General features: G+C 46.7%; 20 protein-coding genes. 12 read left to right on the top strand and 8 right to left on the bottom strand.

The annotated features are described in order from the left end of the window. Positions 1-596: 596 nt before the first annotated feature. Entirely contained in the window at positions 597-2,006 is a 1,410-nt protein-coding gene (ltrA, locus tag BCOA_RS22525) for a group II intron reverse transcriptase/maturase (RefSeq protein WP_014096417.1), read from the top strand. Positions 2,007-2,073: 67 nt separating this feature from the next. On the opposite strand, the gene BCOA_RS22520 is transcribed toward ltrA, so the two are convergent. Next, positions 2,074-3,258, bottom strand: a complete 1,185-nt coding sequence (locus tag BCOA_RS22520; protein ID WP_014096416.1) for a hydroxymethylglutaryl-CoA synthase — start codon at positions 3,256-3,258, stop codon at positions 2,074-2,076. 143 nt (positions 3,259-3,401) lie between these two features. Here BCOA_RS22520 and BCOA_RS22515 point away from each other — a divergent pair, with 143 nt between their 5' ends. Next, positions 3,402-4,817, top strand: a complete 1,416-nt coding sequence (locus BCOA_RS22515) for an ISLre2-like element ISBco6 family transposase (protein ID WP_014096415.1) — start codon at positions 3,402-3,404, stop codon at positions 4,815-4,817. A gap of 447 nt (positions 4,818-5,264) precedes the next feature. Next, complete coding sequence (locus tag BCOA_RS22510; protein ID WP_014096414.1) at positions 5,265-6,443, top strand: acetyl-CoA C-acetyltransferase; 1,179 nt, start codon at positions 5,265-5,267, stop codon at positions 6,441-6,443. A 236-nt stretch (positions 6,444-6,679) separates the two neighbouring features. On the opposite strand, the gene BCOA_RS22505 is transcribed toward BCOA_RS22510, so the two are convergent. Together BCOA_RS22505 and BCOA_RS22500 are read right to left on the bottom strand one after the other, a co-directional pair. Further along, positions 6,680-7,018, bottom strand: a complete 339-nt coding sequence (locus BCOA_RS22505) for a DsrE family protein (RefSeq protein WP_014096413.1) — start codon at positions 7,016-7,018, stop codon at positions 6,680-6,682. 129 nt (positions 7,019-7,147) lie between these two features. Further along, on the bottom strand, positions 7,148-7,606 hold the full coding sequence (locus BCOA_RS22500) for a CBO0543 family protein (protein ID WP_014096412.1): 459 nt from the start codon (positions 7,604-7,606) through the stop codon (positions 7,148-7,150). Positions 7,607-7,768: 162 nt separating this feature from the next. Between BCOA_RS22500 and BCOA_RS22495 the strand changes: the two genes are divergently transcribed. From BCOA_RS22495 to treR, 7 genes are all read left to right on the top strand, one after another. Next, positions 7,769-8,746: a 2-hydroxyacid dehydrogenase gene (locus BCOA_RS22495; RefSeq protein ID WP_014096411.1), complete on the top strand. Its 978-nt coding sequence runs from the start codon at positions 7,769-7,771 to the stop codon at positions 8,744-8,746. A gap of 1,019 nt (positions 8,747-9,765) precedes the next feature. After that, complete coding sequence (opuFA, locus tag BCOA_RS22490) at positions 9,766-10,722, top strand: osmoprotectant update ABC transporter ATP-binding subunit OpuFA (protein ID WP_014096409.1); 957 nt, start codon at positions 9,766-9,768, stop codon at positions 10,720-10,722. Continuing rightward, the gene (opuFB, locus tag BCOA_RS22485) at positions 10,715-12,244 is read left to right on the top strand and encodes an osmoprotectant update ABC transporter permease/substrate-binding subunit OpuFB (protein WP_014096408.1); all 1,530 of its coding nucleotides are present in this window, start codon (positions 10,715-10,717) and stop codon (positions 12,242-12,244) included. The genes opuFA and opuFB overlap by 8 nt, the downstream gene beginning before the upstream one ends. 532 nt (positions 12,245-12,776) lie before the next feature. Continuing rightward, positions 12,777-13,259: a PTS sugar transporter subunit IIA gene (locus BCOA_RS22480; protein WP_014096407.1), complete on the top strand. Its 483-nt coding sequence runs from the start codon at positions 12,777-12,779 to the stop codon at positions 13,257-13,259. A gap of 30 nt (positions 13,260-13,289) precedes the next feature. Continuing rightward, positions 13,290-14,708 carry a PTS system trehalose-specific EIIBC component gene (gene treP / locus BCOA_RS22475; protein ID WP_014096406.1) on the top strand — a complete coding sequence of 473 codons (1,419 nt, stop codon included), beginning with the start codon at positions 13,290-13,292 and terminating at the stop codon, positions 14,706-14,708. 128 nt (positions 14,709-14,836) lie between these two features. Next, a complete protein-coding gene (treC, locus tag BCOA_RS22470; protein ID WP_014096405.1) occupies positions 14,837-16,513 on the top strand; it encodes an alpha,alpha-phosphotrehalase in 1,677 nt (558 codons plus the stop codon). Between the two features lie 40 nt (positions 16,514-16,553). Next, entirely contained in the window at positions 16,554-17,273 is a 720-nt protein-coding gene (gene treR / locus BCOA_RS22465) for a trehalose operon repressor (protein ID WP_014096404.1), read from the top strand. Between the two features lie 93 nt (positions 17,274-17,366). Here treR and BCOA_RS22460 read toward each other — a convergent pair whose 3' ends face one another. The 4 genes from BCOA_RS22460 to gnd all read right to left on the bottom strand — a co-directional run bounded on the left by BCOA_RS22460 (position 17,367) and on the right by gnd (position 22,465). Beyond that, a complete protein-coding gene (locus tag BCOA_RS22460; RefSeq protein ID WP_014096403.1) occupies positions 17,367-18,695 on the bottom strand; it encodes a GntT/GntP/DsdX family permease in 1,329 nt (442 codons plus the stop codon). A gap of 401 nt (positions 18,696-19,096) precedes the next feature. Then, positions 19,097-20,653 carry a gluconokinase gene (gene gntK, locus BCOA_RS22455; protein ID WP_014096401.1) on the bottom strand — a complete coding sequence of 519 codons (1,557 nt, stop codon included), beginning with the start codon at positions 20,651-20,653 and terminating at the stop codon, positions 19,097-19,099. A 150-nt stretch (positions 20,654-20,803) separates the two neighbouring features. Continuing rightward, positions 20,804-21,496 (bottom strand): GntR family transcriptional regulator, encoded by a 693-nt coding sequence (locus BCOA_RS22450; RefSeq protein WP_014096400.1) that lies wholly within the window; start codon positions 21,494-21,496, stop codon positions 20,804-20,806. A 60-nt stretch (positions 21,497-21,556) separates the two neighbouring features. Further along, positions 21,557-22,465, bottom strand: a complete 909-nt coding sequence (gnd, locus tag BCOA_RS22445; protein WP_014096399.1) for a phosphogluconate dehydrogenase (NAD(+)-dependent, decarboxylating) — start codon at positions 22,463-22,465, stop codon at positions 21,557-21,559. Positions 22,466-23,232: 767 nt separating this feature from the next. Here gnd and BCOA_RS22435 point away from each other — a divergent pair. Then, complete coding sequence (locus tag BCOA_RS22435) at positions 23,233-23,694, top strand: flavodoxin (RefSeq protein ID WP_014096398.1); 462 nt, start codon at positions 23,233-23,235, stop codon at positions 23,692-23,694. After that, positions 23,691-24,776, top strand: coding sequence for an excinuclease ABC subunit UvrC (gene uvrC / locus BCOA_RS22430; protein WP_014096397.1), 1,086 nt, complete (start codon positions 23,691-23,693; stop codon positions 24,774-24,776). The genes BCOA_RS22435 and uvrC overlap by 4 nt, the downstream gene beginning before the upstream one ends. Positions 24,777-24,789: 13 nt before the next feature. Here the strand turns inward: uvrC and BCOA_RS34595 are convergent, their stop codons facing one another. Next, positions 24,790-24,948, bottom strand: a complete 159-nt coding sequence (locus tag BCOA_RS34595) for an ATP-binding protein (protein WP_017550597.1) — start codon at positions 24,946-24,948, stop codon at positions 24,790-24,792. Positions 24,949-24,989 lie beyond the last annotated feature (41 nt).

Raw genomic sequence — 24,989 nt, 5'->3', positions numbered from 1 at the left:
TGGTGATGTCCCACCGTTTTCTTCTTTTGGAGCTTTTCAGCGGCTTCTGGCAGGCAGGCGGTTTTTCCTAAAGCTGGATGGAACCACTGAGGCCCGTGCTTACGGCGACATCTCCGTTTTTGAAAAGTGGCCTGCGCTTATTCTCTTTAGCAAAAACGAGAGGCACGCTTTAAGCATGCCTCTCGTTTTTACAGTGCGCCGTGCATGGCGATTCGCTAGGCGGTGTAAGTCCGCTATGGGGGTAGGTAGCGACCAACCATTAGCCAAGAGCAAGGGTGTCCATCGTGAGATGGAATCTGAAGGAAGCTGGAGGCAAAATTCTGACCCGAGGAACACGAACATCATTAGGCGTACTCTCACAGGGTAAGGCTGCTGAACAAGTCAAAGCCCAAAAGCTATCCGGATGTGGAAACGTAAATGGTGCGGGTACATGGAATGAAAGTGAATCACCTTACCACGGGAGGTCTCATGGACAGGTGGAAACAGAGTATGAAACCTGGTTGAAACAAGATTTGCCGTGAGAAGTCAGCAGAAGCCATAGTACGGAGATGCCTGGAGCATCGAAGGAAGGGCTGAACTAAAGGAAGTGGAAGTCAATGAAAGTTACCGAAGAAACGAACAAATGCAGAAAACAGGAAGAAACCTGCTGTCAAAAAGATACTGCGGAACAGGAAGGATATGGCAGAGGGCATAGTTTCAAGAGGATAACTGAAAACAACACCACTAACACCAACAGACAGAACGAATGGATGCTCGAACGAATCCTTTCAAGTAATAACCTGCACCGTGCCTATAAAAAGGTAAAGAAAAACAAAGGTGCGGGCGGTGTCGATGGAATGAAAACAGGTGAACTTTTGGCATACCTAACTGAACACCAGAGGGAACTCGTCCTCTCCATTCGAAATGGGACATACAAGCCCCAACCCGTTAGAAGGGTAGAAATACCAAAAGACAACGGGAAAACAAGGAAACTTGGAATACCAACGGTAGTAGACCGAGTCATCCAACAAGCCATTTCGCAGGTCCTAGTCCCTATATATGAAAGAAAGTTCTCAGACAATAGCTACGGTTTCCGACCACATAGAAGTACACATCAGGCACTTCTCAAGTGCCAAAAGAATGTAAATGAAGGATACCAGTATGTAGTAGACCTGGACTTAGAACAGTACTTTGACACGGTAAACCATAGTAAGCTTATCCAGATATTGAGTGAAACAATTCACGACGGACGTGTAATCTCCTTAATCCATAAATTCCTAAATGCAGGTGTTATGATCAAAGGAATAAGGACAACAAATGATTTCGGTGTTCCACAAGGAGGACCACTAAGTCCGCTTCTTGCCAATGTAATGTTAAACGAATTGGATAAAGAAATGGAAGCAAGAAATCACCGATTTGTCCGTTACGCTGATGATGTGATCATATTCTGTAAGAGCCGAAGAAGCTGCGAAAGAACATACCATAACATTCTCCCATTCATTGAGAGGAAATTGCGACTCAAAGTGAATCGAGAGAAGATGATGATCACACATATTAGAAACATCAAGTTCCTGAGTTATGGATTCTACCTTTATGAAGGAAAATGCAAATTCCGGGTACACCCGAAGGGTGTTCAAAAATTAAAGGAGAAAATTCGCAGAATCACAGGAAGAAGCAACGGATTAAGCGTAGAGGAAAGAAAGAAAAGGCTAAACGACACTGTCCGAGGATGGGTAAATTACTACAAGCTAGCGGATATGAAAAGTCTGGTAACCAGACTGGATCAATGGACACGAAGAAGAATGCGAATGGTAACTTGGAAAAGATGGAAGAGAGTACGCACAAGATTTTATTGGCTCGTGAAATTAGGGATCAATAAAAGAAAGGCGTGGGAATGGGCTAACACAAGAAAAGGCTACTGGAGAATCTCCGGCAGCCATATATTAGCCAGAACCCTTACAAACGAACTCTTCCGAAGAGCAAGATATATAAGTTTTCTGGATTATTATCTGTCTGTACGGTCGTAAACTTTAGAACCGCCGTGTACGGAACCGTACGCACGGTGGTGTGAGAGGTCGGCTAATCAAATAATGATTAGCCTCCTACTCGATTGTTTTTATTAACGTATTGCCGCTTGTGCCCTTCGATTCCGGCAAGGCAAACGGTGGCCGGATCCTCGTTCACCGGCAAGGTAACGGCCGACCCGTCGTTTGGAAGCGATGTGGTAAAAATGGCTTCGTATTCGGCAACGCTAATTTCTTTTCGTGCCTCGAGCATTTGCTGATGGCGGGCCGGCTGCAAGGCTTTACGGTAGCCCGGCTGCAGGATCCCTGAGAAAAATTCCCCGACTGCGCCGGAACCGTAGCTGTACAGGCCGATCCTCGCACCTGCTTCTATATTTGTATTTTGTTCGAGCAGGGAAAGCAGGCTCAAATACAAAGCGCCGGTATAAATGTTCCCGACTATTTTGTTATAACTTTTGCTTGTTTCATAATGGGCCAGGAGTCTTTCGCGCCCGTCTTCATCCGTTTCATCCAACACCGTTCTCAGCGCTTTTAAGCCCATTTTTGTATACGGCATATGGAAGCAAATGGCTTTGAAATCACTTAGCGTAAAGCCGGTTTTTTCTCTGTACTGCTTCCAGACATTTTGGAAGAAACTGATGTATTTTTCATTGGAAAACTTGCCGTCCACATAAGCGGAATCCGAATAGACCGGCCGCCAAAAGTCCATGATGTCTTCCGTATGGTACACGCTCGGTTCTTCGATCGCAAGGATGTTCGGATGGGCGCTTACGACCATGGCGACGGCGCCCGCCCCTTGGGTGACCTCTCCTGAAGTATTCAATCCGTATCTGGAAATATCCGACCCGAGCACGAGCACTTTGCTTTCCGGATGCAGGGCGATATGCCCTCTTGCCATTTGCAGCCCTGCCGTAGCACCGAAGCATGCTTCTTTCACTTCAACGGCCCGCACTTCCGGTTTTAAGCCGAGCAGGCGGTGCACATAAATTGCGGCCGCCTTCGAGTGGTCGACGCCGGATTCCGTGCCGAAAATAACGAAATCAATTTTTTCTTTATCTTCGTCTGTTAAAATTTCGAGCGCCGCATTGGCTGCGAGCGTCACCGCGTCCTGGGTCACCGGGGCGACGGCCATTTTTTCCTGGCCGATTCCGATTAAAAATTTTCCAGGGTCCTCATTCCGGGCAAGTGCCAGTTTTTCCATGTCAACATATAAATGCGGGGTATAAAACCCGATCTTGTCTATTCCGATTTGCAACTGCTATTCACACCTTTTTTACAGGAATTGTTAGTATGTGTAAAATTTTACTCGACGGGGCATATGAGTGGAAAAAAATGGGAAGACGCTCTATCATCTAATTGTACACTTCAAGATGAACATCTAGAGAGAGAGGTCTTCCCATGGATATTATATCAATAATTGCTGGATTATTAAAGGATACAAAGAGTCTTATCGAATTTGAAGAACAGCTTAAACTTCTGATGCAGAAGGCTTTTACACAATGGGTTGGGGAAATATTTGAAGAGTTAGATAAAATAATTAAACAGGAGAAGTTAGAGGAGGGCTGGGTGTACTGCCGGAGTGATAACAGAAACATTCAGTTTCTATTTGGAAGTGTGACCTTTAAACGCTCATTAATGCATGACAAGAGAGGAAATTCCCATTATCCTCTGGATGAATGGTTAGGGCTGGTACCACACCAACGATACAGCCCGTTAGTGGAATTAAAGGTGGCAGAGTTGGCAAGTGAGAACACCTATCGGGAAGTAGCTGATATTTTAAAAGAGTGGACAGCAGTGAGTCTTAGTCACACAACTGTAGGGAACATGGTAAAACACGTAGGGAAAACTCAGGCGGAAGCCGATAAGGCACTTGTAGAAGAGCTAGAAATAGCTGTTTCCCTGCCTGAGGGGAAGAAGGTAGACTACCTGTTTTCTGAAGCAGATGGTGTATTCGTTCGGGGACTAAAAAAGAAACAGAGTATGGAAGTCCACCACGCCATTCTCTATGAGGGATGGGAAACCAATGGAAAAAGGGTCTCCCTGCGTCAGCCCACAGTCATCATGACGACGGAAGACATTCAGACATTTTGGGATGAAGTCCAAGCCACAGCTGCCAACACCTATTCCCTCGAAAAAGCGCAAGTCATTACAAACAGTGATGGAGGTGCTGGGTACACAGCTGAACGGTTTCAAACAGCATTCTCACAGTCGGAATTTCCGGTGCTCAACCAGCTGGATACCTACCACGTTGCACAAGCCATCATAAGGACATTTGGGGGCGGAAAGAGCGAGATCAAGGAGCAAATTAGAAAATCGATTAGAACGCATGACCTGGACCAATTCACGTTATATTTGGATACGCACGAAAGCACCTTGACGGATAAAAAGGCCCTCAAGAAAATCAAGGAATTCCGTTCGTATATCTTGAAAAACTGGGACCGCATTTTTGACTGGAGGGACAGGGTGAAAAACGTGCCGGAAGGTGCGAGAGGCCTAGGAGCGATGGAATCGAATCAAAGGCATATCTCCTTCAGGATGAAAAAAAGGGGCATGCATTGGAGTGAACTTGGCGCAGAAGCCATGGTGAAAATCAAACAAGGCATACTCAATGGGACATTGAGAGAAGCCTATCTGAAACACCGTTCAAGAAGCGAGAGAAAGCAACGGAACTTGAAACAATTCATCAGGATGTCTCAACTACTCAAGCAGCCTGTACGCCCGTCAGTGGGCGTAAAGCACGGATCAGTTGCCCTGCATTCAAGCAGTTCATCGGCAATGGGACATTTAAGCAAAATATTAGAGCTTTCGTTTTAAGCCTGGCTCAGTGGGGACTGATCGTTGAGGCGCGCGAAATTTACGAGACTCCTGCGGGAAAAGCGAGCCAGGAAAGACCCCGCAGCGAGGTACGAGCGAGGAGGCTCGCCGGCCGCCCGCGGAAAGCGAGTGAATTTCGCGCGCCTCAACATCCCCGTTATCCATCTTTATACGGAAATATTACATCTTTTCCGAAAATTACACCGAGCAAGTAAAGCACGGTAGCCGAAAGTGTACAAAAAGAGTGTCTTGGAATACCCGATATTTAAACCTTGTCGAGAAAAACTTGACACATACGAATTGTTATTGAAATTTGAGAAACTGTACTAAATAATTTAATATAAACGGTGTCGAAATACAACTTATCACGATGCACGGACACCTTCCCATTATAGTACAAGTTGCTAGGATTGTGGATGGGAAATGACAGAGAGGGAGTAAACGTATATGCATGAAGTTGCGATTATCAGCGCCGTCCGGACCCCGATCGGGAAATTCGGCGGCAGTTTAAAAGATATATCTGCTGTGGAACTGGGTGCGATTGCCGCAGAAGAAGCGATCCGGCGCACCGGCGTTTCTGCACAGGAGGTCGATTATGCCGTTTTTGGCAATGTTCTGTCGGCGGGTCTCGGTCAAAATCCGGCCCGGCAAATGGCAGTCAGAGCCGGCATTCCGTATGAAGTGCCTGCCGTAACCGTGAATGAAGTATGCGGCTCTGGATTGAAAGCTGTGCTGCTTGCTGCCCAGATGATCCAGCTTGGTGAGGCGAAAATAATAGTTGCCGGCGGGGCGGAAAACATGTCGCGTGCGCCCTTTCTTGCAGAACAGGCACGCTGGGGCCATAAGCTTGGCAATATGGCGATGGCAGACAGCATGCTGCGCGACGGCCTGACGGATGCATTTGAAGGCATCCATATGGGTTTGACGGCGGAAAATGTGGCGACAAAATTCGGCATTTCCCGCGAGGAACAGGACCGTTTTGCGCTTCGATCCCAGCAAAAAGCCGCACAGGCACAAAAGACCGGCCGCTTCAAAGACGAAATTGTGCCGGTAAAAGTAAAACAGAGAAGAAGCGAGATGCTGTTTTCCGAGGATGAGCATGTCCGCCCCGATACGACGCTTGATGGGCTCGCGAAGCTGAAACCCGCTTTTCTCGAAAACGGTACTGTCACAGCAGGGAATGCTTCGGGGATCAATGACGGCGCAGCTGCTGTTGTTTTAATGGAAAAATCACTTGCGGATGAAAAAAAGATTCCTTATTTCGGGGTCATTAAAGGGTATGCAGAAGCAGGAGTGGACCCTTCCATCATGGGTTATGCCCCTTATTATGCAATTCAAAAGCTGCTTGAAAAGACTGGTGCATCCCTTGAAGAAGTGGATTTAATCGAGCTGAACGAAGCTTTTGCTTCCCAAAGCCTTGCCGTTATCAGGGATTTGGGGCTTGATCCGGAAAAAGTCAATGTTAACGGCGGGGCGATTGCACTGGGGCATCCGATCGGGGCATCCGGCGCAAGAATTCTCGTTTCACTTTTACATGAAATGGAAAAAAGAAATGTGCGCACCGGCCTTGCCTCGCTTTGTGTCGGCGGCGGCATCGGCATTTCGATGCTGGTCGGGCGCACCTGACACCACCGGGATTTTCCGGCTTTTTGGAAAAGTGAGGAAAAAATCTGTCAGACGCAAAACTTTTCCGCTGTTGCTCTTGCATGAAATGAAAAAAAGAAATGTGTGCACCGGCCTCGGTATTTCGAAGCTGGTTAGGCGCACGTGACATCGCCGGGATTTAGCAAGAACAGAAAAAGCCCTGCCTGATGCAGGGCTTTTTCTCTATTTTTTAGTCCGAATGAGATTTTCCCACCTGGTCAGGATAATGTAAGGACTTCATATTTGGATGCTAATTCTGCAAATTGTGCCATGCTGCTGATTTTTCCAGCTGTAAGTTTTTCGTTTAGCCCATAAAAGTCCACACAGGTTTTACAAGCAAGAACGTCCACGCCTTTTTCCTCCAATTCTTTCAATTGAAGGGAAACAAGCGAGCCTTCTGTTAACGTAAACACACCGCGGTTTACGCAAAAAACAGCGGCCGGCAGTTCTTCCTTTTGTTTCAGGATGGTAAAGAAGGTTTCCAACAATCCTTCCCCCAATTCTTGTTCTCCTTTTCCAAGCTGATCCGATGCAAGCAAAATAACTTTGTTTTTCAATGTCTCCACCTCAATGACTTTCTTTCTATTTTAGCAAATCCTGCCAGACTTTTCCCGTGCCAGATACGGCGGCTGCCACAAGCCCGGGGCGTTCAGTGCCGCGGTTTCTTTAACCATTTTTTTGGATGCCTAGCGGTTGAGGGTATATTTGAGCAAAAGCAGGTGAACAAGCTGATAGAATAACGCCAGGATGCAAAAGAGGATAGGGTACGCAATAGCAGAATACACAGGTTTCCAGCCATTGTAGTAAAACGTACCCGTCATGATGAACAAAAACTCAAAAACCATCGCCACGATCGTCCATCCTGCAATATAGAGGAACCGGGTGCGGAACCGGTTTGGAAAAAAGTTGATAAAGGTAATATTGATGGCCGGATAAATCCCAAACAAATAACAAAGGGCTTTCCAGTCGACTCCTTTTGTAAAGTATCCAAAAAGATCATACTTGAGATCCAGAAATAAATTGACGATTAATTCAAGGTACATGGCAAACAGGGTGGTGCACAGCATTTCAATGCCACTAAATTTTTTGGGCATGAGAAAAGCAAACAGATTCAGGACAATCATCAAAATGATAAGGAATACCATGCTTCAACACCCCGATTCCAGGATTGGCTTTTTCTTATCCTATCCTATTTTGGCCGGGAGATTACAAAAAATCGCACATTCCGGAAACCCGGTTAAAGGACGCTCGCCTTATTCTTTGTTATAATTTTACAAGAATAACGTAAACAAAGGGGGATGGCTCGGTTGGCGAAAAAAGTATTGGTATACAGCGAACTGTCTGGGGATTTGATTGAAAAGCTGAAGGAAACATTTGAAGTACGCTACATACCGGGGGGCAAGGATATTTCCGATCTTCTGCCTGACTTAGCGGAAGCGGACGGGCTGCTTGGTTCCTGGCTCCGGGCAGGAAAAGAATTGCTGGACCACGCACCGGCCTTGAAAATCATCAGCAATATAACGGTCGGATATGACAATCTCGATATCCCGTTGCTAACAGAGCGGGGGATTATGGCAACCAATACGCCGGGTGTGCTCGATGAAACAACAGCGGATACCATCTTTGGCTTGATGCTTGCAGCGGCGCGGCGATTTACGGAACTGGACCGGCTTGTCAAAAACGGAAATTGGAAAGCGCCTGTTTCCACTGAGCATTACGGCATTGATATTCACCATAAAACGCTTGGCATTATCGGAATGGGCAGAATCGGAAGCAAAATTGCGAAACGGGCCCATTTCGGTTTTGATATGGACATTTTATACCATAACCGTTCCCGCGACCCGGAAGCCGAGCAGCTGTATGATGCGGTATACTGTGAGCTTGATGAACTGCTGGAAAAATCGGATTTCATTTGCCTGATGGTGCCGCTTACCCCGGAAACGCACCGGTTAATCGGGGAACGGGAATTCAAAATGATGAAGAAAACGGCCGTTTTTGTCAATGGTTCAAGGGGTAAGACAGTAGATGAAGCGGCGCTTGTCAAAGCCCTTCAGGAAAAAATCATTTATGCGGCCGGCCTTGATGTATATGAACAGGAACCTGTTTCGCCGGATAACCCGCTTTTAAAAATGGATAATGTCGTCACCCTTCCGCACGTTGGCTCTGCTACACACGAAACACGCTATGCAATGGCAAAACTGGCGGTTGAAAATCTCACGAAAGGGCTGCTTGGAGAATGTCCGCCCAATTTGATTAACCGGGAAGTTTTTCGCAGCCGGGCGTAATCACGTACACTTGCTGAACGATTCCGATTCGGTCGGCATGTGCAGGAAAGTTTGAAGACACGGGCACGGGCAAAAAACCTGATGGCAATGGAACGTTTCTAATAAACATGATTGCTGTATTTTTACAATGGGCGTTCCCCGGCCGGGTTGCTTGCCGGGGAACGCCACTGTTTTTACGGCGGGAGCATCCGCTTTTTTTATTTTCCAAGGGGTATATCAATGAGTAAGCGGGGATGTAGACAAACCATTCGTTAATGTAATATAATGAGGAACAATTGTTCTTTTTTGGCAGATTTATTTTATAAAAATATCCAATGTTGGCCTGATTCGACCAAGAGAGATCCTTATAAGGAATGGAACCGTGTGTAAAACGGTTGTCAGTGTGAAAATCCCGCAAAATTTTGGTTGAAAGGTGAATCTGGAGTGGCTCTATGTTAAGAAAGGGAGCCAAATTTGTCTTGTATCTTAACATAGAAGCGCTCTACGTTAAGGAAGCAGCTGAAATTTTCCGTGTATCTTAACATAGAGAGGCTCTACGTTAAGGAAGCAAGTCAAATCTGCCGTGTATCTTAACATAGAGAGGCTCTACGTTAAGGAAGCAGCTGAAATCTGTCTTGTATCTTAACATAGAAGGGCTCTACGTTAAGGAAGCGAGCCAAACCTTCGCCGTATCTTAACATAGAGAGGCTCTACGTTAAGGAAGCAGGCGAAATCTGTCTTGTATCTTAACATAGAGTGGCTCTACGTTAAGGAAGCAGCTGAAATCCGCCGCGTATCTTAACATAGAAGCGCTCTAAGTTAAGGAAACAAGCGAAATTTTGGTTAAAAGTAAGCACAGACAGGTTATATATATATGAAGGAACAGGCCGATATTTTGCCAAAAATAAACGCGGACCGTGCTTAGTCTACGAATTCACCAAAAATTTGCCGGAAAATGAACGCAGAAGCATTTTATTCCGAAAACCCGGTGCAGTTCAAGTGCCGGATAATCGAGAATTCATTGATAAAGGAGAGATAAAATGATCCGGTTTGAACATGTATCGAAACAGTTTCCGAACGGGACCCTTGCTGTAAAGTCTCTGGATTTGGAAATAGAAAAAGGGGAATTTTTCGTTCTGATCGGCCCGAGCGGCTCGGGGAAGACGACAACATTAAAAATGATCAACCGCCTCATCGAACTGTCAAAAGGCTGGGTCCGAATCAACGGAAAGAAAATCAGCGATTATGACATTCATGAACTTCGCTGGGATATCGGATACGTGCTCCAACAAATTGCGCTTTTCCCGCATATGACCATCGCGGAAAACATTGCGGTTGTGCCGGAACTGAAAAACTGGGACAAAAAAAGAATCCGTACCCGTGTCGATGAACTGCTGGAAATGGTGGGCCTGGACCCGAAAGAATACCGGAACCGAAAACCCCATGAACTTTCCGGAGGGCAACAGCAAAGAGTGGGCGTTCTACGGGCTTTGGCTGCCGACCCGGAAATCATTTTGATGGATGAGCCATTCAGCGCGCTCGATCCGTTTAGCCGGGAAAAATTGCAGGATGATGTGCTTGAAATTCAACAGAGGCTGAAAAAGACAATCGTTTTTGTTACCCATGATATGCGGGAAGCATTGAAACTCGGGGACCGGATTTGTCTCATGAAAGACGGGGAAATCGTTCAGGTCGGGACGCCACATGCATTTTTAACCAACCCCGCGAACGATTTTGTACGCGAATTTGTCGGGAATAAACAGGTACCGGTCCGCCTGGAGGAACTCATGGTCCCGGTTACAGATGAACAGGCAATATTGCCCCAAACGAAAACCGTTTCTTTACAGGCTCCATTGGCAGAGGTATTCGAACAGCTGGCCTCGTTTGAACAGATTGCCGTTGAGGATGGCGGAAAAATGGTCGGGGTGATCAACCGCCCGCACGCCATGAAAGTCATGTCACAATACTTAAGGGATGGAGGCCGGATGCATGAGTAGTTTCATCACCACCTTTTCAAACCGGAGAGCCCAGCTTTTGGACGCCCTTTTACAACATATAGAGATTTCATTAATCGCGCTTTTTTTCTCATTATTGATCGCGATCCCGCTTGGTATTTATTTAACGCGGAAACAAAAAATCGCGGAAACCATTATTGGCATAACCGGCGTGCTGCAAACCATTCCTTCTTTGGCTTTGCTCGGCCTGTTAATCCCGCTTTTTGGCATAGGGACCGTCCCGGCCGTGATTGCGCTCGTCGCATATGCGCTGCTTCCGCTTTTGCGCAACACCTACACTGGCATTAAAGAAATCGACCCTTCATTATTGGAAGCAGCAAGGGCGATGGGAATGAACAGAAGAATACGGCTGATAAAAGTGGAGCTCCCTCTGGCCATGCCCGTAATCATGGCGGGGATCCGGACGGCTGCCATTTTGATTATCGGAACAGCGACGATTGCGGCGCTGATCGGGGCCGGCGGACTAGGTGACATTATCCTGCTTGGCATCGACCGGAATGATTATGCCCTTGTCATCCTCGGTGCCATTCCTGCCGCCTTGTTGGCCATTCTTTTCGATGTTTTGCTCAGGCAGCTTGAAAAAGTTTCTTTTAAGAAGATGATGGTGGCATCCGGCATTTTTATCTTGATGATCGTGTTGATCGTTGGTTCACTGGTTGCGCCAAACTTGCTTCATAAAGACGGGCAAAAAACGATTGTGATTGCCGGCAAGCTGGGGTCGGAACCGGAAATTCTGGACAATATGTACAAGTTGCTGATTGAAGAGAACACAGATTTAAAAGTGAAGTTAAAAACAGGGTTGGGCGATACAACCTTTGTTTTCAATGCGTTGCAGTCAAAGGATATCGATCTTTATCCGGAATTTTCCGGGACAGCCATCGTCAACATGCTGAAAGAGAACCCTGTCAGCACAGACGGCAAGGAAGTGTACGCGCAAGCAAAAGCAGGCATGGCCAAAAAATACAAGATGGCATTGTTACGCCCAATGAAATTTAATGACACTTATGCGATTGCAGTTCCGCAAAGTTTTGCAAAGAAATACCATTTGAAAAAGATATCGGACCTTGTAAAAGTCGAACAGGACGTAAAAGCCGGATTTACCCCCGAATTTGCCGATATCAAAGACGGATATCCCGGTTTGTCAAAAAAATACGGGTTGCATTTTCATGTGGTGACAATGGATCCGTCTGTACGGTACCATGCCATCCAACAAGGCAAAGTGAATCTAATGAACGCCTACTCCACAGATGGCGAACTGCAAAGGTATCACCTGGTCGTTCTTGAAGATGACAAGCATTTCTTCCCGCCATACCAGGGTTCGCCTTTATTGCGGCAGGAAACGGTTGACAAATATCCGGAAATTGTGCCGGCATTGAACAAGCTGGCCGGGAAGATTACAAACACCCAAATGCAGAAAATGAATTATGAAGTCGGTGTCAAAGGTAAGAAAGCGGAAGATGTTGCAAGAGCCTTTTTAGTAAAAGAAGGGCTCCTGAAAAAGTGACCGGATTATGCCGGGGCGTGCCGCGGAAACGTTACGGTGCATCGTTGAATGCGTGAACCTCTTGTTGCAAAGGTAGTCCAAAGTTTTAATCTGTGCCGGGAATTTCGCCCCGTATCGGGTGGAAATTGCCCGGCACGAAATTTGTCTGCGATATAAAATGCACAAAATATTGCAGCCTGTTGCCTGCTGTAAAATGGAGTTATCATGCAAATGGGTGCTTGAGCTTATGGTAAAAACTTAAGTTTATTTTTGCCCTCGTCCATCGACATGTTAGGTTATTCCACGATCCTGCCACAATTTTTCAATTCCCTGCCCTAGCATCAGCATATCTAGTAGTCTGCCCCTTGCCTCTTCAATCAATGCCTGAATCGTATTTTCCCACCCCATGGAACACCGGCAGCATTTTATTTCTGGGAAAAAGAAAGCGCTATTGACAAACTTGTATATACAGGATATGATGAGAATGTAAGATGTATATACAAGATTACGAGTAAATGAAAACGGTTTTGTGAAATAAAGTGAGGTGGCAATCATGTTTAAATTATTTCAAAAGAAGCCAAAGGAAGAACGTATTTTTGCTCCGGTAAGAGGGCAGGTTGTTGCCATTGAAGAAGTGCCGGACCCAACTTTTTCCGAAAAAATGATGGGGGACGGCATTGCGATAAAACCAACCGAAGGCCTCCTCGTGGCGCCATTTGACGGGGAAGTGGTGCAAGTCTTTCCGACGAAGCATGCCATCGGGCTGCGCGGCGCATCCGGGCTGGAACTTTTAATTCATATTGGGTTGGAAACGGTGACATTAAACGGGGAAGGATTTGAAACCGCTGTAAAAGCAGGCGATAAGGTGAAAAAAGGCGATACGCTCATCACCTTTGATCTGGCATTGATTCAAGAAAAAGCGGCGGATACCATCACATCCATCGTGGTGACAAACGGCGAGGCAGTTCATCTTGACAAAAAAATAAATTTGGATGCTATGCCGAAAGAAACGGTGGTCATGGTTGCCCAGTTGTAAGATCGCCAACAAGACAGGAGGAATGACAACATGGCGAAAATCAGCAATGAATCTGTAAAACAAATTGTTGAAGCAGTAGGCGGAAAAGACAATATTGCCGTGGCAACGCACTGTGTGACACGGCTGCGGTTTGCATTAAAAGATGAAGGAAAAGTAGACAAAGAAAAACTGGGGAAAATCGATCTTGTCAAAGGTTCTTTTTCAGCAAACGGACAGTACCAGGTTGTGATCGGCCAAGGGACAGTGGACAAAGTATATGACAAAATGGTTGAACTGACGGGTATCGGGCACGCTTCAAAAGAAGATGTGAAAAACGAAGCCGCAAAGAAAATGAATCCGCTTCAACGATTTGTCAAAATGCTTTCCGATATTTTCATCCCGATTTTGCCGGCAATCGTGACAGCTGGTTTGTTAATGGGATTGAACAATCTTTTGACAGGCCAGGGCATTTTTTACGCCCATAAGTCTTTTATTCAAGTTCACGAAAGCTGGGCCGGGCTTGCGGACATGATTAACATCATTGCCAATACCGCCTTCACGTTCCTGCCGATCTTAATCGGGTGGTCGGCTGTGAAACGGTTTGGCGGCAATCCGCTTCTCGGGATTGTGCTCGGCGCGATGATGATCCATCCGGACTTATTGAATGCTTATTCATACGGTGAAGCACTGAAAAGCCACTCTATCCCGGTATGGAATCTGTTTGGCTGGCATGTCAATAAAATTGGCTATCAGGGGCAGGTGCTGCCGGTCCTCGTATCGTCCTTTATTCTGGCGAAACTTGAACTATGGCTGAAAAAACGGATCCCGGATGCCATTCAGTTGCTGCTTGTCGCCCCCATTGCTTTACTTGTAACCGGATTTGTGACATTCGTGGCAGTCGGGCCGCTGACTTTTGGCATCGGGAACTGGATTACAGGCCTTGTCGTATATGTATTTAACCATGTACCGGCAATCGGCGGCCTGCTTTACGGCGGCTGCTATGCGCTCCTTGTCATTACAGGGATGCACCAGGCTTTTCTTGCGGTCGACTTCCAGTTGATCTCGAGCGCTGGCGGCACGTATTTGTGGCCGATTCTCTGCATGTCCAATATTGCACAAGGTTCGGCTGCGCTTGCCATGATGTTTTTGGCAAAGAACAAAGTGGATAAAGGGATGGCCGGCACATCTTCCGTTTCTGCTTATCTCGGTATTACGGAACCGGCGATGTTCGGTGTCAATCTCCGCTTCAAATATCCGTTTGTTTGCGCACTGATCGGCTCAGCCATTGCAGGGATTGTACTGGCAACCGGACATGTGAAAGCCCCGGCAATCGGCGTCGGCGGGATCCCTGGATTCTTGTCCATCTTCCCGCATTCGTGGGGAACGTTTTTTACCGGTATGGCGATCGTCATTGTCGTGCCGTTCGTGCTGACCTTCTTGTTCGGTAAATTAAAAAGACAAAAAGCGTAAAGGACAGGAAAGCGGACTGTACAATGGCAGGCCGCTTTCCGGCTATATAAAATTGGATCGCTTTAACATCCAAATCATATTTCGAGCCTTCATGGCATTACGACGATAGCAATTTGGGAGTGGAAAAAATGGAACAACCTTGGTGGAAAAAAGCAGTTGTCTATCAAATTTACCCTAAAAGCTTTAAAGATACAAACGGGGATGGCATTGGCGACCTTGAAGGGATTATTGAGAAACTAGATTATTTGAAAAAGCTTGGCATCGATGTCATTTGGTTGACGCCGGTTTATCCGTCCCCGCAGCGCGATAACGGGTATGACATCAGCGACTACTATGCCATTGATGAGACGTACGGTACGATGGAAATATTTGAGCAACTGCTTATAGAAGCGCATGCACGAAATATAAAAATCATGATGGACATCGTTGTCAACCATACTTCAACCGCGCACAGATGGTTTATCGAAAGCGCATCATCGAAAGACAACCCGTACAGGGATTACTACATTTGGCGGGACCCGAAAGACGGGAAAGAACCGAACAACTGGGTCTCCAAGTTCGGCGGGCCGGCATGGCAATACGATGAAAAAACCGGGCAGTACTACTTGCACCTGTTTGATGTGACACAGGCGGACTTGAACTGGGAAAACGAAAAAGTCCGGGAAGCAGTCTACACCATGATGAAGTTTTGGCTTGAAAAAGGGGTTGACGGCTTCCGCCTTGATGTCATCAATTTGATTTCCAAAAACCAGGATTTCCCCGATGATGACGGATCAGTCCCGCCGGGCGACGGGCGCAAATTTTATACGGACGGCCCGCGCATCCATGAATTTTTGCATGAAATGAACGAGAAAGTGTTTTCAAAATATAATGCGATGACTGTCGGGGAAATGTCTTCAACCACGATTGAAAACAGCATCCGCTATACGAACCCGGCTTCCCGTGAGCTGGACATGGTGTTTCAGTTTCATCATTTGAAGGTCGATTACGAAAACGGCGACAAGTGGACGGCTGCCGATTTTGATTTTCTAGCACTGAAAAAGATTCTGTCCACATGGCAGACGCGCATGCATAAAGGCGGCGGCTGGAACGCCTTATTCTGGTGCAACCACGACCAGCCGAGAATCGTATCAAGATACGGAGATGACGGCAAGTACCGGGTGGAATCGGCGAAAATGCTGGCAACGGTGATCCATATGATGCAGGGAACGCCTTATATTTACCAGGGAGAAGAAATCGGCATGACCAATGCGCATTTTGACCGGATTGAACAGTACCGGGATGTCGAGTCCCTTAATATGTACAACATTTTACAGAGCCGTGGAAAAAGCCATGCGGAAATCATGGAAATATTAATGCGGAAATCAAGGGACAATTCGCGTACGCCGATGCAATGGGACAGTACGAAAAACAGCGGGTTTACCGAAGGCACGCCATGGATTGCAGTCGCTTCCAACTATCCTGATATTAACGTAGAAAAAGCGCTGAAAGATCCGAACTCCGTTTTTTACCATTATCAAAAACTCATTCAGTTAAGAAAAACGTATGACGTCATCACAGATGGGGACTTTCAGCTATTGCTTCCGGACCATCCGCGAATCTTTGCTTATTTGCGGACAAGTGAAGACGGCAAGCTGCTGGTGGTGAATAATTTTTACGGAGAACCGGTGCAGTTTGAGCTGCCGGGTACACTGGACGGGGTAGCTGAAATATTGATTTCCAATTATCCCGATTCTCCTCTGGATTTTCATTCTTTCACTCTGCGTCCGTATGAATCTGTTGTGTACTTTTTGACAGAATCGTAATGCCGGTTTTGCCATGGTACAATACAAGTGGTGATCCCAAATGAAAGAAAACAAGTATTACACGATTTACCATCAGCTTGCTGAAAAAATCGAAAACGGGGAAATGGAAGCAGGTAGCCTCCTGCCATCCGAGCATATTTTGGCGGAACAATTCGGGGCTTCAAGGGAGACGATCCGGAAAGCCCTCAATCTGTTATCCCAAAATGGCTATATTCAAAAAATCCGGGGAAAAGGTTCTGTTGTACTGGACGTGAAAAAATTTGATTTTCCGGTTTCGGGCCTTGTCAGCTTCCGTGAAATTGCGGAAAGCTCAGGGAAGGCATGGCGCACGAATGTCCATGAACTTGTCCTTATTAGACCTGACGATGCCCTGGCCCGGCAGTTGAAAATATCCGGAAAAGAAGAAGTATGGCAGGTGGTCCGGTCGCGGGAAATTGACCATGAGAACATCATTTTGGATAAGGATTACATCCGGAAAAAGTTTGTCCCGTCGATTACAAGAGATATTTGTGAAATCTCGCTTTACCAGTATTTTGAAAAAACGCTCGGCCTTGTGATCAGCTTTGCGAAAAAAGAAATCACAGTCGAAAAAGCAACAGAGGAAGACTACAAGTATCTGGACATGGGCGAGTACAATCATGTCGTCGTTGTCCGGAACCATGTTTATTTGGATGATGCAAGCCTTTTGCAATATACCGAATCGCGCCACAGGCTGGACAAATTCCGGTTTGTCGATTTCGCGAGGCGGGAGCACCGGTAAGCGGATTTGTTTAAAGCCAAGTGCAAAAAATACCCTGGCGATGTGCGCCAGGGTATTTTTGTGCATGGAGGAATCCTCCCGTGTTTTTCCTGATTATACAAACAGATTGATGATCAGGACAATAAAGAATGCTGCAAACGACAACAAGGTTTCCAATACGGTCCAGGTTTTAAACGTCTGTTTGACAGACAGCCCGAGATATTCTTTAACAAGCCAAAAACCGGCATCGTTGACATGGGAGAACATGAGCGATCCCGCGCCGGTTGCAATAACCAACAGCGGAAGATTGATCCCTGTCATGTGGACAACAATCGGATCGACGATGCCTGCTGCCGTGGTCAGTGCGACCGTTGCAGAACCGGTTGCGATCCGGATCAGGCCGGCTACAACAAAGGCCATGACAAGCGGGGAAAGCTGCCATTGCGTGGCAACCTGGGCAATCGCATCACCGACACCAGAGGAAATCAGCACTTGTTTAAATGCCCCGCCTGCACCGATGATCATCATGATCGAGGCAAGAGGAGCGAGGGACTCCCCGGTCAGTTTATTGATCAAATTCCGCCCGATGCCCTGTCTGGTTCCAAGCAAATAATAAGCGACAAACACTGAAATCAATAATGCAATCAGTGGGTTTCCGATAAAATTTAAAAAGTGGGCCAATTGGACAGGCATCCGGACGAACGGAACAATAACCGTTCCGATCATTAAGATAATTGGCAGTAAAATCGTAAAAAAGGAAACCCCGACAGACGGATAAGATGTTGCCGAAACATTTGCCGCCACTACTTTCGGTTCTGTTTCCGGTTTTACCCTTTTACTAATATAATGAGCAAATAACGGGCCGCCAATGATACCGGCCGGCAAAGCGACAATCAATGAATAAAGCAAAACCTGCCCCACATCGGCATGAAAAATACCGATCGCTGCCATTGCTCCCGGATGGGGCGGGACGATGCCGTGTGAAATGGATAAAGCAGAAATCATCGGGATCGCAATCAGCAAAAGATTTTTCTTCGTTGTTTTTTGGATCGCAATCACAAGCGGCAGTAAAATGACAAGGCCGACTTCAAAAAATACCGGAATACTGATAATCAAGCCGGCAAAGAAAGTGGCCCATGGAAGATTCCGGTCACCGAATGCCCGGGTGAAATAATTTGAAATCTGTATACCGGCGCCTGATTCGGACATCATTTTTCCTAGAATGGTGCCCAGTGCAAGAATCCCCAGCAATGAACTGAGAATACCCCCGACACCTTGTTCATAATCTGTCACAATTTTTGTGATTGGCAGTCCGGCTGCAAGGCCAAGAGCCAAACTTGCAACCGACAGACTGATGAATGCATGCCATTTTAACCATGTGACCCCGACAATGACGAGTGCAATGGCAAGGATGGTAATCGTGATGAGATAAGCACTGCTCATGAAAATCACTGCTTTCTTTAATAATTTTAAGAGTACGATTGCTGATGAAGCGAATGGCCTCTTATCCGTTGATGCAAAACAGGAGGCCTTTCCCCCGGCCGCAACACCGCTGATGTATAAATAGGGCTTGTTTTTTGGAACCGGCTAAAAAGCATTCCCGGTTCAAACGGCGAAAATACCCGGCTAGAGCCGGCATTCATCTGCGGCTTTAAAACGCGGCTGGCGTCAGGCAATGTATGCTTCAAATCGCGGCTCATGCTTGCCTCGCATTCGTTTTAACGGATATTCAAGCCGCGGCCAATACCTGTATAAATATCGCAGTACTGTTGCCTGCTGTAAAAATAGGCATCATGCATGGGTGCTCGGGTTTGATATAAAAACTCAAATTCAGCTTATATCGTTCATTTTTCCGCGTCTGTTCCAAATTGCGATTGTTGAAAAGCAGCAATATCGTTCCATTCATCGTTCAGTTTGCGCGAAAGGCGGATGAAGATCGGGAATAGCTGCTCATAAACCGCCACGTTTTCCGGGATCGGCTGATGGCTGTGTACAGAACCAACCATTGTGGAAACGACATCCAGGCTGTCCGCTTCTCCTACCGCATACAAGCCAAGTACAGCCGCCCCCAGGCAGGAACTTTCAAAACTTTCCGGGACATTGACCGGCTGATTGAAAATATCTGCCATCATCTGGCGCCAAAGCGGTGAACGGGCAAATCCCCCGGTTGCCTGGATCCGTGCCGGTTCTCCGGTTCTTTCCTTCATGGCCAGCATGACACTGTAAAGGTTGTAAATAATGCCCTCCAACACGGCCCGGATCATATGTTGTTTTTCATGATGCAGAGTGAGGCCGAAGAAGGCGCCCCGGGCATTCGGGTTCCACAACGGTGCGCGTTCACCGCTGAAATACGGCTGAAAAATTAACCCGTCCGCACCCGGCTTCACACGCGATGCCATTCTTGTCAGCACATCATAAGGGCTGATGCCAAGCCGCTTTGCCGTTTCAACCTCGGAAGCTGCAAATTCATCCCTTGCCCATCTCAATATGCCGCCTCCGTTATTGACAGGCCCGCCTACCACCCATTTATCTTCCGTCAATTCATAGCAGAAAAGCCTGCCTTTTGGATCAGCAGCAGGATGGTCCAGTACGGTCCGGATCGCGCCGCTTGTGCCGATGGTGACCGCAACAACGCCCGGATCAATCGCGTCCACGCCGAGATTTGAAAGCACACCGTCGCTTGCGCCGAGCACAAATGGCGTATCTTTGCCCAACCCCATTTGGTCTGCATATTGGGGATCAAGCCCGCTCATGATCTGTGTGGTCGGAACAGGTTTGGATAACCGGTCCGCTGTTAATCCGGCCAGTTTTAATGCTTCTTCATCCCAGGACAAGGTGTCCATTCTCATCAGACCGGTGCAGGAGGCAATGGAATAATCGACAACGTATTGATGGAACAAACGGTAAAAAACATATTCTTTAATCGAAATAAATTTTGCTGCTTTTTGAAAGATTTCAGGCCTTTCATGCCGCAGCCACATCAGTTTTGGCAATGGGGACATCGGATGGATCGGCGTCCCCGTCCGCATATAGATTTCATGGCCACCCAATTCTTCTTTCAGTTTGCGGCACCAGCCGATGCTCCGGTTATCCGCCCAGGTGATGCAGCGCATAAGCGGTTTGCCTTCCCGGTCTACAGGGATGACACTGTGCATGGCGCAGCTGAAGCTGACAAACCGGATTGTTTCGGGGCTTTGACCGCTCTTCTCTGTAACAGCCTGAATGGCATGAAGGACAGCTTGGAAAATCTGCTCCGGATCCTGTTCTGCAGTAAATGCATCCGGCGTATACAACGGATAACCTTGATTGGCATTTGCGATGATGGTTCCATCGGTTTTGTAAAGCACAGCTTTGGTGCTGGTTGTGCCGATATCAACCCCTATCATACAGGCGTCATGCATCGTAAAAGCCTCCTTTTTAGTATGTTAAAGCGAACGTAGCAAATTCATTGAATACTTGTCGACAACTTGAATGTAATAAAAAGTGATGCCGCCGGGCCAGATTGCCGAAAAGAAATGGAAACATAAAACCCTGTGCCAGGCAGGCTGCGCCTACTCCGTTTTTCCCTCTGCCGGAAAAGATTTATCGAGTGTTCTTTTTGAGTCTTTAAAATAAGCAGAAACAGATTGTTCCACGTTTTCTTCATTTCCGGTTAAAAGGCTGTTTACGATTTTCCGGTGTTTTTCAATGACCCATGCCAGATGGTCAGGGCCGTGGGCAAAAACATGTTCCGTTGTCACGAGGAGTACGGCCATGATCAAGGACTTCATGCCATTCCAAAGATTCAAGATCCGTTTATGGCCGGCATGGCGGATGATCCGATCATGGAAAGAAAAATCGTAATAGGCGAAATCGCTGTGATTCTCGTATTTTGCTGCAATCTTCATTTTATCGATCGTCTCGTTCAGGAATTGGATCAACTGTTCCTGAGGAGCAGCAGACACTCTTTGCTGCGCAAAAATCTCAATCATTTCACGTACGTCGTACAGTTCATGAATATCTGTCAGTCCCATTCCCAGTACGCGGGCGCCCATTCTTTCCAATTGAATAAGACCGTCGTTGGCAAGGGCTTTCAATGCATCACGGACCGGCGAACGGCTCGTCCCGTATTTCCGGGCAATCTGGTTTTCGGAAATGATGTCACCAGGCTTGATTTCATTTGTAAGGATCAGCAGGCGCAATTCATTTGCGATCTGCTCGCCAAGAGAAGCATTTTTCATCCATTGTTCAGGGAACTGCAGCATATTCAAAACTCCCGTTCGTGTAAATTTGATCCCGAAAAGCCTGTCTCCGTTTCAGGCGGCTTACTGGCCGGACCGGGTCACTGCATGTCCGCCAAATTCATTCCGGAGTGCGGCAACGACTTTGCCGGTAAAAGTATCTTTTTCAAGGGAACGGTACCGGTTCATTAAGGATAAGGCAATGACCGGTATGGATGCTTGCAAATCAAGTGCGGTTTCAACCGTCCATTTGCCTTCGCCGGATGATGCCATGACACCACTGATTTCATCGAGATGGGCGTCTTTTGAAAATGCATCTTCCAATAGTTCAACAAGCCAGCTGCGAATGACGGATCCGTTGTTCCACACTTTTGCAACAGCCTGGTTGTCGTAGTCATACGGGCTTTTCTCGAGAATTTCAAATCCTTCAGCCAATGCTTCCATCATGCCGTATTCAATACCGTTATGCACCATTTTGAGGAAATGGCCGCTTCCCGGTTTTCCGGTGTATAAATACCCGTCTTTTTCTGAAATTTTTTCAAAAAGGGGCTCCAACTGATCAAATACCGGCTTGTCTCCCCCGATCATCAGGCAGGCGCCATTCCGGGCTCCGCTGATCCCGCCGGACGTGCCGACATCAAGAAAATGGATGCCTTTGTTTTGAAGCAAAGTATAATGCCTGCATGAATCGGTATAATGAGAGTTGCCGCCGTCAATTACAATATCGCCGGCGCTGAGCAAGTTGCTGAGCTTGTGAATGGTTTCGTTTGTCGGTTCCCCGGACGGCACCATCACCCAAACTTTTCTCGGGACTTCAAGATTTTGGACCAGCGCTTCCAATGAAGGAAAGCATTTTGCCCGTGAATCAAGGGATGACAACTGTGCGGTTGCATCTCTGGAAGTGTCATACGCCTTTACATCCACTTGATGATCCAGCATATTGAGTGATAAATTCAACCCCATTTTTCCAAGTCCAACGATCCCGATTTCCATAAGAGATCCTCCTCTTCATAAGATTGTAAGATTAGTATACTTGTCGACAAGTTGAATCGTGAGCGCTTTCTTTTTTATGAAAAAGTAAAATGTTTTCGTTTTCAAATCCATCATAGTTGATCGAACAGGGGTTGTCAAGGAAGAGAATGTATTCCTATTTTTTCCACTTATCTGCATACAAGCGTTCCATCGATCCGGAATGGGAAGTTTCAGGTGGTATAAAACTGGATCGGATCTCCCCAGACGCTCCAAGAGCTTTACCTCCGTTAAGTGTGGAGCCTCAAAACGGCTAGAGGTCTAAAGAAAGGCTCTTAAGCTGTTTCGAGGCTTTTTACTCTTTGATTCTTTCTTAATTGTACTCATATTGAGTAGAAGCTTATTATGCCAACAACCCAAAGGAACAATAGTATTCCAATAATTGTAAACAACATAATTTTTGTACTTTTTTTCATGACCCGGCCCCCTTTTTATTAACACTTTTTACCAATCCGCGTAATGCCTGTCCATCTTTTTCCATCACATTTTTACCAATTCTTCATCTATCATTATTAATCAAACAATAAGGAAATTCCTTTAAAAAATGGCCATTTTGTTGCGGGAAAGTAAAATATTTTCGATTTCAACTTTTTCATAGTCTGAGAGATATGCCCGCCGGTCCGCATGGAAATTTTCAGTTGGTATCTAAACTTGATGCAGATCAAATGCAGATTTTCACAATTGATATAGAATAAAGGGAGGGGGAATTCAACAGATCGGAGTGAAAAAAGATGAAAACGATCATTGTGTATTCAACCATGACAGGTACAACCGAATTTATGGCAGAACAAATTGCGGCAGCCCTGACAGAAGCGGGTTATGCCGTTGATATAGCAGAATCAACCAATACAAGCGCGCATGAACTTACCGGTTATGATCTGATTCTGATCGGCGCAAATACATGGGACGAGGGCGATCTTTGGGATGAGATGATCGATTTTTATGAGGAACTTCCGGAAGTCGATTTAACCGGCAAAAAAGGTGCGGTGTTTGGCGCCGGCGACTCTTTTTACGAGCATTTCGCCACCGCGGTGGATACGATGGAGGAAGCATTGAAAAAGCAGGGGTGCGAGCTGCTTTTGGACGGGTTAAAAGTGGATGTCGTCCCGGATGAGGAAATCGAAACCGCCTGCAAAGATTTTGCCCGGAAACTTGATTTGCGCTGCCGCGAGCTGGGGCTTGTGCAGCAATGAACACCGTCATCCTGCACAAGCTTTCCCTTTTGCCAGAAGAGCCGGGATGCTATTTGATGAAAAGCCGGGAAGGGGAAATCATTTATGTTGGAAAGGCAAAAAAGCTGAAAAACCGGGTACGCTCTTACTTTACCGGTTCCCATGATGAAAAAACAACCCAGCTTGTCGGAGAGATTTTTGATCTGGAATGGATCGTCACAGCGACCAACACGGAGGCTTTGGTGCTGGAAATGAATCTGATTAAGCAGTACCGGCCGAAATACAATATTATGCTAAAAGATGATAAAAGCTACCCCTTTATCAAAATTACGGATGAACGGCACCCTCAGCTCATTTTAACGCGCGAAGCAGGCCGTGATAAAGGGAAATATTTCGGCCCGTTTCCGAATGCCCGGGCGGCAGCGGAGACAAAAAAAGTACTGGACAGGCTTTATCCGCTCAGGCGTTGTCCGGAATCAAGCACCCGCCCCTGCCTGTATTACCAGCTTGGACTGTGCATTGGCACCTGTGCAAGGGAAGTGGGTGAAGAAGAATACAAGGAACAAATCCGCAAAATTGTCCATTTTTTCCACGGCGGTTACCGAGCAGTTTTAAAAGACATGAAAAAAGAAATGCTGCAGGCAGCAAAAAAGCTTGATTTTGAAAAAGCGGAACAACTGAAGGAACAAATCATGCAAATTGAAGTGACCATGGAAGATCAAAATATCGTGCTGAACGACCCTGTAAGCCGGGATATATTCGGCTTTGCTGTTCAAGACGGGTTCATGTGTGTCCACGTTTTTTATATGCGGGACGGCAGGATTATAGAGCGGGAGGTTATTTTCAGACCAATTGGAAGTAAGGAACCGAAAAGGGCATTTCTTGACTTTTTACAGCATTTTTATGGCGAGAGTGGCAATACGTTGCCAAAGGAAATGCTCATTCCGGCAGCAGTTGGGAAGGAAGCGGCCGAAATATGCGTTTCCGCCCGTATCGTACAGCCGAAACGCGGGCAGAAAAAAGAAATGGTGCAGCTGGCAACTAAAAATGCGCGTATTGCGCTGGAAGAAAAGGTTTCGTTAATGGAGCTTGAAACGGTGTAGACTGCCGCATATTTCACGGCAATATCGGCAAAAGAATGCGTACTGCAGTGCCTTTGCCAGGTTCGCTTTTTACATTGATAGAGCCCCCGTGAAGTTCCACGAGCTGTTTCGTAATCGCCATACCGAGGCCGGGATCACTTGTCTGTAAAGCGTTTTCCGGGTAAAATGGCATGAGAAGCTAAGCCATCATCATATGACATAAGAGCTTGGGCA

The organism is Heyndrickxia coagulans 36D1 (genome assembly GCF_000169195.2).
Lineage (GTDB): Bacteria > Bacillota > Bacilli > Bacillales > Bacillaceae_C > Weizmannia > Weizmannia faecalis.
Note: the sequence above shows the minus strand (reverse complement) of the source record. Positions and strands in the feature narration are given on the sequence as shown.